Consider the following 15,524-nt stretch of genomic DNA (forward strand, 5'->3'; position numbering starts at 1 on the left):
CCATGATGCGGCGCGTTCTCATCGAACGGATCCACAGACGCGTCAGGACGGCGGAGACCTCGGCCGCCGCCGCGACGGTCCTGTCCCGCGAGGCCCTGGCGGACGTGGCGGCGCTGCTGGCCCGTCACCGCACCGACGGCACCGACCTGCCCGCGCTGAAGGCCTGCGGAATGTTCTTCTTCCACCGCGCCCTCCGACAGCGGCCCGGAAGCGACGCCTCGGCGCGGGACTCCGCAGCCGCAGCCCATCTGCTCGCCGCGGTCCGGGTGCTGGCCCCGGACGAACTGCCACCGCCGTTCCGCGGCATGTACCGCCGCGTGGGTGTGGACCCACGCACCCTGTTCTCCACCGACACCGGGTTCACCACCGATCCGCTGGTGTGGTGGGACCTGGCCCTCGAGACCGGTCGCAGCGCCCCGGAGTCGACGGAGGCCGCGCACCTCACCCTGATGGCCGACCTCTTACGCCTCACCCGGCTGTCGGCGGCACCGGACCATCCGCTGTACCGGCGCGTCGTCCTGGTGCTGGGAACGCACCTGTGCCTGCTGCGTTCGGCGACGCGCGACGTGAAGGTGGCGGCCGAGGCCTACGAGGTATGCGGCACGGCACTGGACCTGCTGGCCGAGGACGACCCCGACCGCCCGCTCTTCCTGCGCAACCACGCCGTCCAGGCGATCCTGCTGGCCGAGCAGCTGGACGACGCCGATGCGGCGCGCACGGCCGTCGCACGCGCACGGGAGATCGTCCGTCTCCCCGGCGCCGACAGCGGCGACCGGCTGAACCTGGGCGCCGCCCTCGCGGAGTGTGCGCGGCTCACCGGGAACGGGCAGCAGTACGAAGAGGCGCTCGGCGTCTTCTGGCGGCTCGCGCGCTCGGCCTCGAAGCCGCGGACGATCGCCCTGGGCAATCTGAAGTCCCTGCTGGCCCGGCTGCTGGAAGACCCCCGGTACACGGACGTCGTCTCCGCGTTCTGCCGTACGGCCCTGCCGGAATCGGGCACGGAGACGTCCGCCGACGGCCCGGTTCTGGGGGCGCAGTGGTCGCTGGAGAACATGGCGAGCCAGCGGACGCAGGATCCGGCGGCACTGGCCTCCATGGTGAGTCTGGCCCGCAGGATGCTCGCCGTGGCCGCGGACGACATCTCCCGTCGGGAGGCCGCCCTCGCCGGGGCGAGCGCCCTTCACCAGCACGCCCAGCTGGTCCATTCCGCCGCCGAGGCCCGTGAGGCCGTCGCGCTGGCCCGGACCGGTCTCGACCTGACCGAACGAACGGATCCGTCGCAGTCCTTCCTCTTCAGACACGCCCTGGCCTCCGCCAACAGCGTCCTGTACGAGGTGACGGGAGATCCGCAGGCCCAGCGGGAAGCCGTCCATCAGGGCCGGCTCACCGTGGAGGGCATGGACGGCGCGGACACCGCGCAGCGGGCGACGGCCCTGACCACCTATGCGGGAGTGCTGCATCGCTACGCGGCCCGTATGTCCGACGTGTCGTTGCTGCGCGAGGCCCTGGCCGTGCAGCAACGGGCGAGCGGGATCCCCGAACTGCCCGGCCACCTCAGGGCCACGGTGTTCTGCGGGCTCGCCGGCATGCTCACCGATCTCCACGTCCTGGAAGAACCGGAGACACCGGACCGTCTCCACCAGGCGGTGGCCGCGGCCGAGCAGGCGCTCTCGCTCGCCGAGTCCGGTCTCGGCAGACACATCCACTTCGCCCGCCAGGAGCTGCTGCACGCCACGCGACTGCTGGGTGCGGCCACGGACGATCCCGACAAGCTGCGCTCCGTCGTCGGACTCGCGGACGAGTTCCTCACGACCGGCGGGGAGTCGCTGGTCAGGGGAGTCGCGCACGCGATGGAGCTGGAACGGGCGCAGGCTCTCGGCGCCCTGGCCAGGTTGGAGGGCAGTGAGGAGCACCGCCGGGCGGCGCTCGCCGGGCTGGCCCGCGTCATGGACTCGGCCGAGACCCGCCCCTGGGTGCGGATGCAGGCTGCCGCCGCCCACGTGCGGATCTCCGGTCAGGACGACCGGGAGTCGCTGGACCGGCTGGCCAAGGCGATCGATCTGCTCCGGCTCACCGTGGCGTCGGGCGCCCTGTGGGACGACCGGGAGCACGTGGTGCGCACATTCGCCGAACTGACGGAGGAGATCGTCCTGACCGGGCTGGCCACCGGTGAGCCGGTCCGGACGGTCGAGCTGCTGGAGAGGAGCAGGGGGCTGCTCCTCCAGGAGGATCTCGGCACGAGGTTCCGTCCCGGCCCGGAGCACGCCGGTCTCGACGCGGAGATCAGGTCGTTGTCGGACCGGCTACGCGCACTGGACGCCCGGGACCGCGCCGCATCGGGCGGAGGGGACGAACGGCGCCGGCTGAGCCGGGACATCGCCGCCGAGCGCGCACGGTTGATGGAGGAATGGAACCGCCTCACCGCGCGTCTTCCCGGGGAGGAGTCCCTCGACCTGACCCTCCTGGGCTCCGCCGGGCCGGTCGTGAAGGTGGTGTCGGCCTCCGGTGGCGGGCACGCCTTTCTCCTCACCGGCGACCCCGCCGAGCCGGTCCGGGTGCTGTCCCTTCCCGAACTCGACGCCGCGACCGCTCATGACCGCGTCCTCACCTTCCTGACCGCCCGCGAGTACGCCACCGAGGACAGGTTTCCCGGCCGGGTGCGGCTGCTGGCGCAGGCGGAGGTGCGCGACACCCTCGACTGGCTCTGGCGGGTGGCGGCCCGGCCCGTGATGGAGGCCCTCGGACTCACGTCCGCCCCCGAGGGCGCCTGGCCGCGCATGTGGTGGTGCCCGGTCGGTTTCCTGGGCCACCTGCCCTGGCACGCGGCCCAGTCCGCCCAGGGCGACGGCGTCCTCGACCGGGTGGTCTCCTCCTACACGACCAACCTGCGCGCCCTGCACTTCGCGCGCCGCATCCCGGACCCGCCGCCCCGGGGCGAGCGCGCGCTGATCGTCGCGCAGCCGGAGGTCCCCGCCGCGGAGCCGTTGCGCGGGGTCGGACGGGAGGTGGCCGCCGTGCGCCGCTTCGTGCCGGGGGCGACGCTGCTGGAGAACGCGGACGCCACGAAGGACAACGTGCTCGGGGCGCTGCGGTCCCACTCGATCGTCCATCTGGCCTGCCATGCCGAGAGCGACGTCCACTCGCCCGCGCGCAGCCGGCTGCTTCTGGCGGACCACCAGGAGTCGCCGCTGACCGTGGCCGACCTCGCCGGGATGCCCCTGGCCGAACGGCAGCTCGCCGTCCTCTCCGCGTGCAGCACCTTCCAGATCACTCCAGCGCTGGCGGACGAGGCCCTGCATGTCACGGCGGCCTTCCAGCAGGCGGGGTTCCGGCATGTCGTCGGTGCGATGTGGCCCGTCGGTGACGACGTCGCCACGGCCGTCGCCGACGCCTTCTACGACCGGCTCACCGATGCCGCGGCCCATCCGCCGCGAACCGGTCTCGCCGCCGTGGCCCTGCACGAAGCGGTGTCGCTGCTCCGCCACCGGTACGGTGCCGCGCCCACCAAGTGGGCCTCCTTCATCCACCTGGGAGCCTGACCATGACCGGCTTCGGCAGTCTGTCGGCACCGGCGCGCGAACTGCTGGCCCGGGCGGCCTGGCTGGCCGCCGAGCCCGTTCCGCGTGACCTGGCCGAGGCCCTGCATCCGCGTGCCGGGGACGGCCCGGTCGACGAGCTCGCCCGGGCCGGCCTCGTGTCGCCCGGCCCCGACGGTGGCTTCGTGCTGCCGGCCGAGGCCGCGGACTCGGCGCGCTCGGCCTTCGGGGAGCGAGGCAGGGACGAATCCGTCCTCGCCCTGAGCCACTACCTGGGGGACGAGGGGTCTCCCGGCGAAGTGGCGCGGTGCCTGACCCTGCTTCCCCATCTGGTCCGCTGGGTGGGGCTGACGCGCCCGGAGGACGACTTCGCGGCGGGTGCCATGCTGATGAACAGGGTCGTCGTCCTGCTGCTCCACCAGCAGATGGGGGCGTCGGCGCTGCCCGTGGCGGAGCGCGTCGTGCGCGCCTGCGAGATCCACGTCGGCCCCGACGACGTGCGGACCTGGCGCACCCGGTCCGCCCTGGCCTCCGTCCTCGACCAGGGCGGACACGTCCGCAGGGCCGCACGGCAGGCGGAGAAGGTGATCGCCGGTGTCTCCGCCCTGTACGGGGAGGACCAGCCCGACGTGTGGACGACCCGGAACAACCTGGGCGCGATGTACATGCGGCTGGGCGAGTACGACCGCGCGGCCCGTGTCGTCCGGCAGCTCGTCGAGCACCATACGGCGGTCGCCGGGCCGAGGGACCGCATGACCCTGATGGCCCGGCACAACCTCGCCGTCGTCCTGCGCAAGGCGGGCCGCCTTGCCGAGGCGCTGGAGATCTGGGCGGCGTGCGTCCCCGAGTTCGAGACGGCACTCGGCGCCACCGACCCCGACACCGTGGACGTTCGCCGGTCCTATGCCTCCGCGCTGGAGGAGCAGGCCGGGCCGGACACGTCCGACATGAGCCCGGAGGAGGCCGAGCACACGCTCGAACGGCTCTCCGGTGAGCCCGGCCGCCTCACCCAGCGCCATCTGGCGGCGCTGATCCACCGGGCGACCCAGCTGAGGAACCAGGGGCGTCTGGACGAAGCCGAATCCGACTTCCGCAGGGCCATCGATCTCGGAAGCCGGGAAGTCGGCCGGGGTCATCCCCTCGTCGTCTCGGCCCACTACCGGCTCGCTCTGCTTCATCATCTGCGCGGCCAGGACGACCTGGCCCTGGAGATCGCCGAACGGAGCCTGCTGGTGAGTGAGCGGTCTCTCGGCAGGACGCACGACGAGACCCTGATGACCGTCGTCTTCGTCCTGAGCATGCTCGCGCGGCAGAAGCGGCTCGACGAACTGCAGCAGCGGATCGAGGACTGGCTCGCGGACATCATCGGCGGCTGGGGCTTCGGCCACCCGCTGGTCCGTGAACTTGCGCGCAACCGCTCCGGCCTGGCCCTCTACGGAGTCGAGTGGGTCGGAGCGGGACGCAGCAGGCCGAAGAGCCCCGGGCACTGACCGCCGCCCGGGTCCGGGTTCCTCCGGGAAGGGGCCCGTTCAGGACACGGCGACCGCAGGAACCGGGGCAGGCGTCCGGCGGATCACCAGGGCCATCAGGGCCGCTGCCGCGCACAGGGTGCCGGAGGCGTACCAGACCAGGTCGTAGGAGCCGAAGACGTCGCGGGCGAGGCCGCCGAGGTAGGCGACGAGGGCCGCGCCGACCTGGTGGGAGGCGAGGACCCAGCCGAAGACGATGGCGCTGTCCTCGCCGTAGTTCTCGCGGCACAGGGCGAGGGTCGGCGGGACGGTGGCGACCCAGTCGAGGCCGTAGAAGACGATGAAGAAGAGCATCGGGGGGTGCACGGCGGGGCCGAGCAGCATGGGGAGGAAGACGAGGGAGACGCCGCGCAGGGCGTAGTACACGGCGAGCAGGCGGCGGGGTTCGAAGCGGTCGGTGAACCAGCCGGAGGCGATCGTGCCGGCCACGTCGAACACGCCGATGACCGCGAGCAGCGAGGCGGCCGTGGTGACCGGCATGCCGTGGTCGTGCTCGGCGGGCACGAAGTGGGTCTGGATCAGGCCGTTGGTGGAGGCGCCGCAGATCGCGAAGGTCCCGGCGAGCAGCCAGAACGTGCCCGTGCGGACGGAGCCGGCGAGGACCTTCAGGGTGCGGCGGGCGGCGCCGGCGACCGGGGCCGGCTTGGGCACGAACTCCTTGGCGCCGTACGGACGTTGCCCGATGTCGGCGGGGTGGTCGCGCAGCAGGATCCAGACGAAGGGGACCACGGCGAGCGCGGCCAGGGCCACCGTCACGGCGGCCGGGCGCCAGCCGTGGTGCTCGGTCAGCCAGGACAGCACCGGCAGGAAGATCAGCTGGCCGGAGGCGGACGCGGCGGTCAGGATGCCGCTGACCAGGCCGCGCCGCTCGGTGAACCAGCGGTTGGTGACCGTCGCGGCGAACGCGAGGGCCATCGAGCCGGAGCCGAGGCCGACCAGCAGGCCCCAGCACAGCCACAGCTGCCAGGGCGCCGTCATCCACACCGTCAGACCCGAACCGGCGGCGATGACGGTCAGCGCGGCGGCGACCACCCGGCGGATGCCGAAGCGGTCCATCAGGGCGGCGGCGAAGGGCGCGGTGAGGCCGTACAGCGCGAGGTTGACGGACACGGCCGCGCCGATCGTGCCGCGTGACCAGCCGAACTCCTGGTGCAGCGGGTCGAGGAGCAGACCGGGCAGGGAACGGAAGGCGGCCGCGCCGATGATGGTGACGAAGGTGACGGCGGCGACGGACCAGGCGCGGTGCACGCGGCGGCGCCGGGCGGGCGGGGCGGCCTGGACGGGGGCTGCGGCTGGGCTTGTCTGAGTCACGTCATACAGCGTCCCTGGTCCATGCACGCACAACGAGTGGCCCGAGGGTCAGCATTCGCTAGGATCGGGCCATGACCGCTGCCGCCGACGGTTTCCGTCCGCACCGGGTCGCCGTCCTCGCCCTCGACGGCCTGCTCCCCTTCGAACTGGGCATCCCCCACCGCATCTTCGGCCGTCCCGTGGACGAGCACGGCCGGCACCTGTACGAGGTGGTGACCTGCTCGGTGCGGCCGCCCGGACCGGTGGAGACCGACGCCGACTTCGCCGTGCACGTCCCCAACGGCCCGGAGGCCCTGGCCGGCGCCGACACGGTGATCGTCCCGGCGTCGTACGAACTCGGCCCGGTCTTCGAGGAGGGCCGGCTCACCGGCGAGCTGGCCGCCGCCCTCGCCCGCATCCGCCCCGGCACCCGGCTCGCCTCCATCTGCACCGGCGTGTACGTCCTCGCCGCCGCCGGATACCTCGACGGCCGCCCGGCGACCACGCACTGGGCCGACGCCGACCGCTTCCAGCGGCTCTTCCCGCGGGTCGAGGTGGACGCGGACGTGCTGTTCATCGACGACGGCGACGTGCTCACCTCGGCCGGGGTGGCCGCCGGGATCGACCTGTGCCTGCACATGGTGCGCCGCGACTTCGGCACGGCGGTCGCCAACGACGTCGCCCGGCGCACGGTCGTACCGCCGCACCGCGACGGCGGGCAGGCCCAGTACATCGAACGGCCGGTGCCCGACCCGCAGTCGTCGACCACGACCGCCGCCCGCGCCTGGGCGCTGGGCCGGCTGCACGAGCCGATCCAGCTGCGGGACATGGCCGAGCAGGAGGCGATGTCGGTGCGCACCTTCACCCGCCGGTTCCGTGCGGAGGTCGGGATCAGCCCCGGCCAGTGGCTCACCCAGCAGCGCGTCGAACGCGCCCGCCATCTGCTGGAGACCACCGGCCTGTCCATCGACCAGGTGGCCCACGAGGCGGGCTTCGGCACGGCCCAGTCGATGCGCCAGCATCTGCAGCAGGCGCTCGGGGTGACGCCGACCGCCTATCGCAGGACGTTCCGGACGGGCGCCCGGGCCTGACGGGAAAAGTTGTCCACACCCTGTGGAAAGACGGTCGGTACACACCTGACGGCGGGCGGCGCGCCTCCCCCCACTGCCTTGCGCACGCGCCGCCCACCAGGTGCCGACCCACACTCGGCGAGAGCCGCCGTCGCCAGGCCCTCGCCGTCCCCTCGCGGCGAATCGTCGCCCACAAGCGTGTTCAGCCGGTGACGGCCCGTCAACGCCGGTACGGGGATTTGTTACGAACGCCCTGTTCGCGGCACCCGCGCACGGATGCACCTCCGGCGCACCACCGCGACGGGTGCTACACCGCCTCGAAGGCGAAGCCCTCGTATGCGGACAGCCCGCTCCCGTACGCCACCGCTGCGCTCTGTCCGGGCCCTGCGCAGCGGTCGAGTTCGCACCAGATGCTCTTGCCGGCGCCTTCCGGGCTCCAGCCCCAGCGGTCGGCCAGGCAGTCCACGAGGGCCAGGCCCCGGCCGCCGGTCGCGTCACTGCCGGCGCACCGCGGCACGGGGGCGCGGGAGCTGCCGTCGGCGACCTCCACGCGCACGGTGCCCGCGGCGGGCACCGCTGGTGGCGCGGCCGCGTCGGCCGGCGGTAGGTCCTCATCGGCCGGCGCCGCGGACGTCGCGCCCGGCAAGGAGAGCCGGAGCACGGCCGCGTGGCCGGTGTGCACCACGGCGTTGGTCACCAGTTCGGAGACGAGCAGGATCAGGGTCTCGGCGAGCGGCTCGTCGGCCGCTATGCCGAGTCCGGCGAGCCGCGAGCGGGCCCACCTCCTCGCCCGGCCCACCTCCGTGGGGTCGGGCCGGATCTCCAGCTGCACTTGAAGCACCTGCACCGCTCACACCATCCGAACCGGCGGACTCGTGACCCCGCGCCACCGGGCCGCCGCGAAGCTCCGGGCCGCGGCGGCGATCACGAGGGCCACGATCGTAGCCATTTTCTGCATGGCCAGAACAACGGCCAGAGCAAGGGTCACGGAACGTGATTCCCTTGGACGACAGCATGGTTGACGTACAGTCACCCCAACAAGCGCTTCGGGCATATTCCATCGCGAAGGAGTACGCGTACGGCATACTGTGCGACGCTCGTGCCGGGGAGTCGAACAGGCGTCGGCCGAAGCCGTCATCGCCCCGCGAACAGCGCCGCGCACCGCGTGACCCGGCACCGCCCCAGGGGCACCGCCGGACCGGCTCGCGCTCGCCGCCACTCGCATCCCACACAAGGTACCGGAGCAGGCGGCCGACTCCGGGATGTGACGAGCCCCGCGAAGGACACAACCCGGTATCGACGCTCCGTGAAACCGGCATGCCACGATCCGCGACATCTTGGCCAACGGTTGGGGGCGGACGCTACTCCGCGACCGTGAAGTAGCGGGAGAACGCCGGGATGATGTCCGGCTCGGTGATGGCGCCGTCGGCGTCGGCGTCGAGGGCCGCGGCCACGGTGCCGGCGAGGTCGGCGGGGACGTGCAGGCAGCGCAGGACGCGGGCGGTGTCGGCGACCGTGACGCGGCCGTCGGCGTCCGTGTCCGCCACGGCGAGGGCCGCGTGCAGGAACGGGCGGGCGATCTCGGCGAAGCGCTCGGGGTTGTCGCGCAGCCGCTTGACCGCGCCGGTGACGAACTCCTCGCGGGTGATGCGCTGGTCGCCGTCCCGGTCCGCGATCCCGGCCATGCCCTGCCAGAACGCCTCCGCTCCCGCGTACAGCGCCTGCCCCTTGTCGGAGCGCGCGGTCACGGAGAACTCGGCGAGGAGCGCCTTGGCCGCCGCGTTGAAGTCCTCGCGGTCGATCCAGCCGTTGCCGTCCTGGTCGAAGGTGGCGAACCGGGCGGCGATCCTGCGCTCGTACTCGGTGCTGACCATGTCTGTTCGGGCCGCCTTACGTGTGCGTCTCGGGCGTGGGGCGGGTGGCCGGGCCACCTCGCAGGGAGCGTATGACGCGCAGGGCACCGGGATGGCCGTGACCCGGCGGTTGTGCCAAGACCGGGGGAATTCTGCGACAACAGTGTGGCCATGTCGCAAGCGCGGGGACGACGCCGCGGCGGGGCGCGAAAGGCTCGGTGAGGGCGCCGGCGGCGCGAAGGCGCGGACGGCGTGAACGGCGGCACGGTGGCGCGGGCGGCGTGAACAACGACACGGTGGCGCGGAAGGCGTGGGGGGACCTGGACCGGTGGCGAGCGGAGAGAACGGTGGCGCGCACGGCGTGCATGGCGGCACGGTGGCGCGGACGGCGTGGGCGGCCTGGACCGGTGACGAACGGTGGCGCGGTGGCGCGGACGGTGTGAACAGCAGCACGGTGGCGCGGGCAGCGTGGCGGCCTGGACCGGTGGCGAGGGGCGGGAACGGTGGCGCGGTGGGCCCGGACCGGTGGCGAGAGGGCGTCCGTCAGGCCGACAGCGGGCCCGCCTCGTCGGTCGTCGCGGCCTCGAGGTCGGGGCGGACGTCGAAGAGGCGGCGGACGCCGAGCGCGCCGAGGACCCGGTTGACGTGCGAGCCGTCCTCGGCGCCCCGGTCGGGCAGGATGAGCCGGAGCCGGCCCTGACAGGAGCGGATCAGCCGGCGGGCGGCGACGAGGACGCCGACCCCGCTGGAGTCGCAGAAGAACACGTCGGAGAGGTCCACGACGAGACTGTGGTGGCCCTCGGCCACGACGTCGTGCACGTGTTGCCGCAGCACCGGCGAGGTCATCAGATCCAGTTCCCCGGTCACCCGGAGCACGGCCCACTCGCCGTGTTCGACGCCGGTCACCTTGAATGCCACGTCCCTGCCCCTCCGCTCGCCGGAACTTCCGGAACCGCCCGGAAACGGAAGCAGTTCCTACGCTTGCTTCCGCGCGGCTGCCCAGCGGCCGTTCCCTGAAACGTCCGGCGGCAAACTGGACTTGATCAACAAGGAGCGTTTTTCGGTCACTGCCGATCGCGTTCGATCGTAGATGCACAAGGGTCGTGTGAAGCTTATGTGAAGAGGGCACTATCACCTGCGGTGCTCCGGGGGGCGCGCATTGACACAAAGGGGCGTGCGCTGTCAGGTGTGCCGACTACATTCGTCACGACGGCGCGGACAGGCTGGACGGGTCGGACACGGACGAGGGGAGGGACCGCATGGCCGAGAAGGACGCACCGCCCCGCTGGGACCGCAAGATGCAGCAGCGGCTGGCCCGCGGTGAGGCGGCCGCCCTGGGCGAGCTGTACGACCGCTTCGCCTCGCTGGTGCACGGCCTCGCCCACCGCGTCCTCGGCGACGACAAGGCGGCCGACAGCCTCACCCGCGAGGTCTTCGCCCACCTGTGGGAGCACCCCGAGACCTACGACCCCAAGAAGGGCCCCCTGCGCACCTGGGTCGCCGGGGTCGCCCGTCGGCTCGCCGTGGAGCGGCTGCGCGCCAGCGAGACGGCCGCGCTGCCGGAGGGCGGCGGCTCCCTGGCGGAGCTGGAGCGCAAGGTGCGCCGCGCCGCGGTCGCCGCCCGCGCCGACTACATCGTCCACTCCATGCCCGCCCCGCTGCGCGCCGCCCTCGACCTGGCCTACTTCCAGCGCCGCGACTACCGCCAGACCGCCACCGACCTCGGCGTCACCGAGGACGAGGCCCGCCGCCGGCTCCGCCTCGGCCTGCAGCTGCTCTCCACCGCCCACGACGCCGGCACCCCGCCGGAACCAGGGGGCGCGCTGTGAGCGGAGCGGGACGGTTCGAGGCGCAGCACGAGCACGACGAACACGACGGCCCCGGGCAGGAGCAGGAGCAGGACAAGCGGCGCGAGGGGTACGGCGGCGCCGGCGGGCGCGGTGACAACGGGCACCGCGACGCGGGCGGCGACGGCGGCTCGGGCCACGAGCCGCACGGCGCCGGCGGCTCCGAGCCGGACCGGCCGGCGCGCATACCGACGCCCCGCGCCTCCGTCGAGGACGGCGGGCGTCCGCCGTCCGCCGCCGAGGCGGACGGCCTCGTGCCCGTGCCGCTCGACCTGCCGCACGACGTCCTGAAATCGCTCCTCGGAGCCTGGGCGCTGGCCGCGTGCTCGGCGGCGGAGACGGCGGCCGTCGAGGACCATCTGGGCTCCTGCGGAAGCTGCGCCGACGAGGCGCGCCGGCTGCGCGAGGCGGTCGGCCTGCTGCACCGGCCGGAGAGCCTCGACCTCGACCCGGCGCTGCGCACCCGCGTCCTGGAGAGCTGTCTGGAGCGCCGTCCGCCGCGCATCCCGGTGCCGGAGTGGGCGGTGCCGTACGACGCCGAGACCGCGCGCCTCGACGCCCTGCTGCAGGACTTCGGGCGCGCCGAGTGGCACGCGCCGGTGCGGCTGCGGTGGTTCGAGTCCGACACGGCGCGCAGCCGTCGTACGACCGTGGCCGGGGTGATCGCACACCTGCTGTCGGTGGACGGGCTGGTCGCGGTCGGGCTGGGTCTTCCGGACCCGCTGGCCGAGGTCGGCGAGGTGGCGGAGCGGCGCGCGGTGGGCCCGCAGGAGCGCACCGAGGCGTTCTGGCGGACCTCCCGCTTCCCGCCGACCCGCTCGGTGCGCGGGCCCTGGCGGGAGCAGAGCCACAGCCTGGTGCGGACGGTGTCGTTCACCGGCGGCCACGCGGGCGGGCTCCCGGTGTCGTACGGCGACGTCGAACTGCCGCTGCACGACGCGATGCTGGACCGGGCCTTCGCGTGCTGGGTGCACGCCGAGGACATCGCGGAGGCGGTGGACTACCCCTACGGGCCGCCCGCGACGCGCCACCTGCACAAGATGATCGACCTCGCGGCCCGGATGCTGCCCGCGGCGCTGGCGGAACGCCGGCAGGCGGGGCTGGCCTCGCCCGGCCGCGGCCGCCACCTCGGCGTCGCCGGCGAGCCCGGCCGCAGCCTGCGGCTGGAGATCGAGGGCCACGCCGGCGGGGAGTGGCTGATCCCGCTGGACTCACCGGCGGCGGTGGGCTCCGCGGAGCACGAGGTGGCCCATGTGGCGCTGGACGGCGTGGAGTTCTGCCGGCTGGCCGCGGGCCGCATCTCGCCGGAGGACGCGGCGGCCGGGCAGCTGGGCGACCGGGAGGCGATCAGGGACGTGCTGTTCGCCACGGCCGGGCTGAGCCGGATGTAGGGCGCGCCGGACGCGGGCCGTGGGGCGCGGACGCGCCCCGGCCGGCTAGGCGAACACCACGGTGCGGCGGCCGTTGAGCAGGATCCGGCGCTCCGCGTGCCACTTCACCGCCCGCGCCAGCGCCTGGCACTCCACGTCCCGGCCGATGGCGACCAGCTGGTCCGGCGTCACACCGTGGCCGACGCGCTCGACCTCCTGCTCGATGATCGGCCCCTCGTCCAGGTCGGCGGTCACGTAGTGCGCCGTCGCCCCGATGAGCTTGACGCCCCTGGCGTGCGCCTGGTGGTACGGCTTCGCGCCCTTGAAGCTCGGCAGGAAGGAGTGGTGGATGTTGATGATCCGGCCGCTGAGCTGCTTGCACAGGTCGTCTGAGAGGACCTGCATGTAGCGGGCGAGCACGACCAGTTCGACGCCCTCCTCGCGGACGATCTCCAGCAGCTTCGCCTCGGCGTCCGCCTTCGTGTCCTTCGTCACCGGAATGTGGTGGAAGGGAACGTTGTAGGAGCCCACCAGCTCCTCGAAGTCGGTGTGGTTCGACACCACGCCCACGATCTCCACGGGCAGCGCCCCGATCCGCGCCCGGAACAGCAGGTCGTTCAGGCAGTGCCCGAACTTGCTGACCATCAGCAGGATCCGCATCCTCTCGTCGGCCCGGTTGATCTGCCAGTCCATGTGGAAGGAGTCGCCGACCGCCGCGAAGCTCGCCCGCAGTTTGTCCACCGTCACCGGCGCCTCGGCCGAGAAGTGGACGCGCATGAAGAACAGGCCGGTGTCGTGGTCGCCGAACTGCTGGCTGTCCTCGATGTTGCAGCCGGTCATGAAGAGGTAGCTCGACACGGCGTGCACGATGCCCTTTTTGTCCGGGCAGGAGAGGGTGAGGACGTACTGGTCGGCCGGGGCGGCGGCAGGCGCGGACTGCTCGTTCATGCCCTACAGGTTCTCACGTCGGACGCCTGCCGGGAGCGATCGTCCCGCAGGGCGGGACACCGGGACAACGGGGCGGCACGGCGGCGCGGGCGCCCCGTGCGGGCGCCCTCACGCCGTCCGGGTCATGATCCTCAGGACTTCCAGGGTCTTCGGCGGCGTGTCCGGGTCCTCGCCGTCGCTCACGGTCATCCGGACATGGGCGTCCCGCGCCGCGCGGACCGCCTCGGGCCAGCCCGGGTGGTCGAGGTAGGCGGAGACCGGCGCGTCCGGGCCGACCTGGTGCATGATCCGCAGCACCCGCAGCACGGCGGTGTCCACCAGGGCCGCCTCCTGCGAGTCCCGGAAGATCGTGCCGACGTACTTCTCGGCGGACCAGTTGTCCAGCCAGGTGTCCTCCACCAGCCGGTAGACGGCGTCGGTGACGTCGCCGTACCCGTCCACGCCGGCCAGCCAGACGTCCCGCTGGAACACCGGGTCGGAGAGCATGTGCAGCGCCGAGCGCACATTGCTGCGCCAGCGCCACCACGGCATGTCGCTTAGGGGCATGCCGCCCATGGTGGAGGAGCGACGGCCACGACGGGAAGAGTTCTCCGAACCTTGCACGGTCATCGATCGTACGTTCCCCGTCACACCAGCCTCACCGGCCCCTGTAATTCACCTCCCCGTCACCTTCGGTTGACTCTGGGTCACTCGCTGGTTCGTCGTGTGAGGGAATCGTGCGTGCACATGACCGGCAGGCGACGCGCGATCCGTACTTTCCTCCAGACTCCTCTCCGCCCCGGCAGAGCCACCGCGCTGACGGCGGGTGCGCTGGCCCTGTGCGCGTCGCTCACCGCCGGATGCGGGGTCATCCCCGGTGCCACGGGGGGCTCCGGGGATGACCCGATCAAGGTCATGACCTGGGCCCCGCAGGACACCGACGCCACCAACAAGCCCGGCATGCCGGCGATGGCCCTCGCCTACGCCAAGTGGATCAACGCGAACGGCGGCATCAACGGCCGCAAGCTGCAGGTCCTGACCTGCAACGACCACAACGACAGCGTGGGCGCCGCCCGGTGCGCCCGGTACGCGGCCGACGAGGACGTGGTCGCGGTCGTCGGCTCCTACAGCCAGTTCACCGACTCCTACTCCGCCCCGCTGGAAGGCGCCGGCATCCCCTACATCGGCGGCTACGGCGTCACCAACGACGAGTTCACCGGGCAGATGTCGTACCCGGTCAACGGCGGCCAGCCCGCCCTGCTCGCCGGTCTCGGCAAGGCCCTCGCGGCGGCCTGCGGCAACATCTCCCTGGTCCGGCCCGACAGCATCGCCGGCGACGAGCTGCCCGTGCTGCTCGACTCCGGGCTTCAGGCGGGCGGACACGCCAAGGCCGGCGACCAGCTCGCCCAGGAGGACGCCACCGAGTACGGCGACAAGGCCGGCCAGGCGCTGCGCTTCGCCACCCGGGACCTGGCGAAGAAGGGCTGCGTGGTCCCGGCGCTCGGCGACCGCACCGACACCTTCATGGACTCCTTCCGCCGCGAGCGCGACAGCTTCCCCTCGGTACGGCTGGCGACCGTGCTCGGCAGCGTCGACCAGACCGTGATCAACGCCACCGGCGGGGCGTCGGGGCCGTACGAGGGGGCGTACATCACCGGCTGGTACCCGCCGGCGTCGGACTCGCGCTGGGACACGATGAAGAAGGTGATCGACGAGGAGGCCTTCGGCGACAACCGCATCGACCCCGCGGACGCCGGAGTGCAGACCACGTGGATCGCGTACACCGTGCTGAAGGCCGTCCTGGACAAGATCGGCGGCGGCGGGGTGACCGCCGACTCGGTGCGGCGCACCCTCGACGACGGCCTGCGGGTCTCCACCGGCGGTCTCACCCCGACCCTGCACTGGTCCTACTCCAGCAAGCTGGCCGCGGTCGGCTTCCCGCGCATGGTCAACGCCGACGTCACCCTGCAGGTGGTGCAGGACGGCCGGCTGGTCGCGGCCCGCAAGGGCACCGGCGGGTTCGACGGCAGCACCGACATGACCTCGATCCTGGAGAACGCCGACGTGCAGTGACGCCCGCCGGCGCTACCTGACGACGTCAC

Annotated in this window: 12 protein-coding genes; 6 read left to right on the forward strand and 6 right to left on the reverse strand. The window is 72.9% G+C overall.

The annotated features are described in order from the left end of the window. Window positions 1-2: 2 nt before the first annotated feature. Both ACGFZN_RS12160 and ACGFZN_RS12165 read left to right on the forward strand, forming a co-directional pair. Window positions 3-3,539 carry a CHAT domain-containing protein gene (locus ACGFZN_RS12160; protein WP_393858359.1) on the forward strand — a complete coding sequence of 1,179 codons (3,537 nt, stop codon included), beginning with the start codon at window positions 3-5 and terminating at the stop codon, window positions 3,537-3,539. Between the two features lie 2 nt (window positions 3,540-3,541). Next, window positions 3,542-5,026 carry a tetratricopeptide repeat protein gene (locus ACGFZN_RS12165; protein WP_393858360.1) on the forward strand — a complete coding sequence of 495 codons (1,485 nt, stop codon included), beginning with the start codon at window positions 3,542-3,544 and terminating at the stop codon, window positions 5,024-5,026. Window positions 5,027-5,065: 39 nt separating this feature from the next. Here ACGFZN_RS12165 and ACGFZN_RS12170 read toward each other — a convergent pair whose 3' ends face one another. Beyond that, complete coding sequence (locus ACGFZN_RS12170) at window positions 5,066-6,376, reverse strand: MFS transporter (protein WP_393858361.1); 1,311 nt, start codon at window positions 6,374-6,376, stop codon at window positions 5,066-5,068. 71 nt (window positions 6,377-6,447) lie between these two features. On the opposite strand from ACGFZN_RS12170, the gene ACGFZN_RS12175 reads away from it, so the two are divergent. Further along, on the forward strand, window positions 6,448-7,446 hold the full coding sequence (locus ACGFZN_RS12175; protein ID WP_393858362.1) for a GlxA family transcriptional regulator: 999 nt from the start codon (window positions 6,448-6,450) through the stop codon (window positions 7,444-7,446). A gap of 286 nt (window positions 7,447-7,732) precedes the next feature. Here ACGFZN_RS12175 and ACGFZN_RS12180 read toward each other — a convergent pair whose 3' ends face one another. The 3 genes from ACGFZN_RS12180 to ACGFZN_RS12190 all read right to left on the reverse strand — a co-directional run bounded on the left by ACGFZN_RS12180 (window position 7,733) and on the right by ACGFZN_RS12190 (window position 10,196). Then, complete coding sequence (locus ACGFZN_RS12180; protein WP_393858574.1) at window positions 7,733-8,257, reverse strand: ATP-binding protein; 525 nt, start codon at window positions 8,255-8,257, stop codon at window positions 7,733-7,735. 529 nt (window positions 8,258-8,786) lie between these two features. Beyond that, window positions 8,787-9,299, reverse strand: coding sequence for an EF-hand domain-containing protein (locus ACGFZN_RS12185; protein ID WP_393858363.1), 513 nt, complete (start codon window positions 9,297-9,299; stop codon window positions 8,787-8,789). 522 nt (window positions 9,300-9,821) lie between these two features. Beyond that, a complete protein-coding gene (locus tag ACGFZN_RS12190) occupies window positions 9,822-10,196 on the reverse strand; it encodes an STAS domain-containing protein (RefSeq protein WP_393858364.1) in 375 nt (124 codons plus the stop codon). A 341-nt stretch (window positions 10,197-10,537) separates the two neighbouring features. Here ACGFZN_RS12190 and ACGFZN_RS12195 point away from each other — a divergent pair, with 341 nt between their 5' ends. Both ACGFZN_RS12195 and ACGFZN_RS12200 read left to right on the forward strand, forming a co-directional pair. Then, window positions 10,538-11,107 carry a sigma-70 family RNA polymerase sigma factor gene (locus ACGFZN_RS12195; RefSeq protein WP_393858365.1) on the forward strand — a complete coding sequence of 190 codons (570 nt, stop codon included), beginning with the start codon at window positions 10,538-10,540 and terminating at the stop codon, window positions 11,105-11,107. Continuing rightward, on the forward strand, window positions 11,104-12,516 hold the full coding sequence (locus tag ACGFZN_RS12200) for a zf-HC2 domain-containing protein (protein WP_393858366.1): 1,413 nt from the start codon (window positions 11,104-11,106) through the stop codon (window positions 12,514-12,516). Before ACGFZN_RS12195 ends, ACGFZN_RS12200 begins: the two co-directional genes overlap by 4 nt. 45 nt (window positions 12,517-12,561) lie before the next feature. On the opposite strand, the gene purU is transcribed toward ACGFZN_RS12200, so the two are convergent. Continuing rightward, window positions 12,562-13,443, reverse strand: a complete 882-nt coding sequence (gene purU, locus ACGFZN_RS12205) for a formyltetrahydrofolate deformylase (RefSeq protein WP_393858367.1) — start codon at window positions 13,441-13,443, stop codon at window positions 12,562-12,564. 108 nt (window positions 13,444-13,551) lie between these two features. Beyond that, the gene (locus ACGFZN_RS12210; RefSeq protein ID WP_393858368.1) at window positions 13,552-14,052 is read right to left on the reverse strand and encodes a hypothetical protein; all 501 of its coding nucleotides are present in this window, start codon (window positions 14,050-14,052) and stop codon (window positions 13,552-13,554) included. 117 nt (window positions 14,053-14,169) lie between these two features. Between ACGFZN_RS12210 and ACGFZN_RS12215 the strand changes: the two genes are divergently transcribed. Next, on the forward strand, window positions 14,170-15,495 hold the full coding sequence (locus ACGFZN_RS12215; RefSeq protein ID WP_393858369.1) for an ABC transporter substrate-binding protein: 1,326 nt from the start codon (window positions 14,170-14,172) through the stop codon (window positions 15,493-15,495). Window positions 15,496-15,524: the final 29 nt, after the last annotated feature.

This window comes from Streptomyces sp. NPDC048192, from assembly GCF_043202415.1.
Lineage (GTDB): Bacteria > Actinomycetota > Actinomycetes > Streptomycetales > Streptomycetaceae > Streptomyces.

Coding starts and splice junctions, on each gene's coding strand:
- ACGFZN_RS12160 (WP_393858359.1), top strand. CDS start 3: ATGATGCGGCGCGTTCTCATCGAACGGATCCACAGACGCGTCAGGACG.
- ACGFZN_RS12165 (WP_393858360.1), top strand. CDS start 3,542: ATGACCGGCTTCGGCAGTCTGTCGGCACCGGCGCGCGAACTGCTGGCC.
- ACGFZN_RS12175 (WP_393858362.1), top strand. CDS start 6,448: ATGACCGCTGCCGCCGACGGTTTCCGTCCGCACCGGGTCGCCGTCCTC.
- ACGFZN_RS12185 (WP_393858363.1), bottom strand. CDS start 9,299: ATGGTCAGCACCGAGTACGAGCGCAGGATCGCCGCCCGGTTCGCCACC.
- ACGFZN_RS12195 (WP_393858365.1), top strand. CDS start 10,538: ATGGCCGAGAAGGACGCACCGCCCCGCTGGGACCGCAAGATGCAGCAG.
- purU (WP_393858367.1), bottom strand. CDS start 13,443: ATGAACGAGCAGTCCGCGCCTGCCGCCGCCCCGGCCGACCAGTACGTC.
- ACGFZN_RS12210 (WP_393858368.1), bottom strand. CDS start 14,052: ATGACCGTGCAAGGTTCGGAGAACTCTTCCCGTCGTGGCCGTCGCTCC.
- ACGFZN_RS12215 (WP_393858369.1), top strand. CDS start 14,170: ATGACCGGCAGGCGACGCGCGATCCGTACTTTCCTCCAGACTCCTCTC.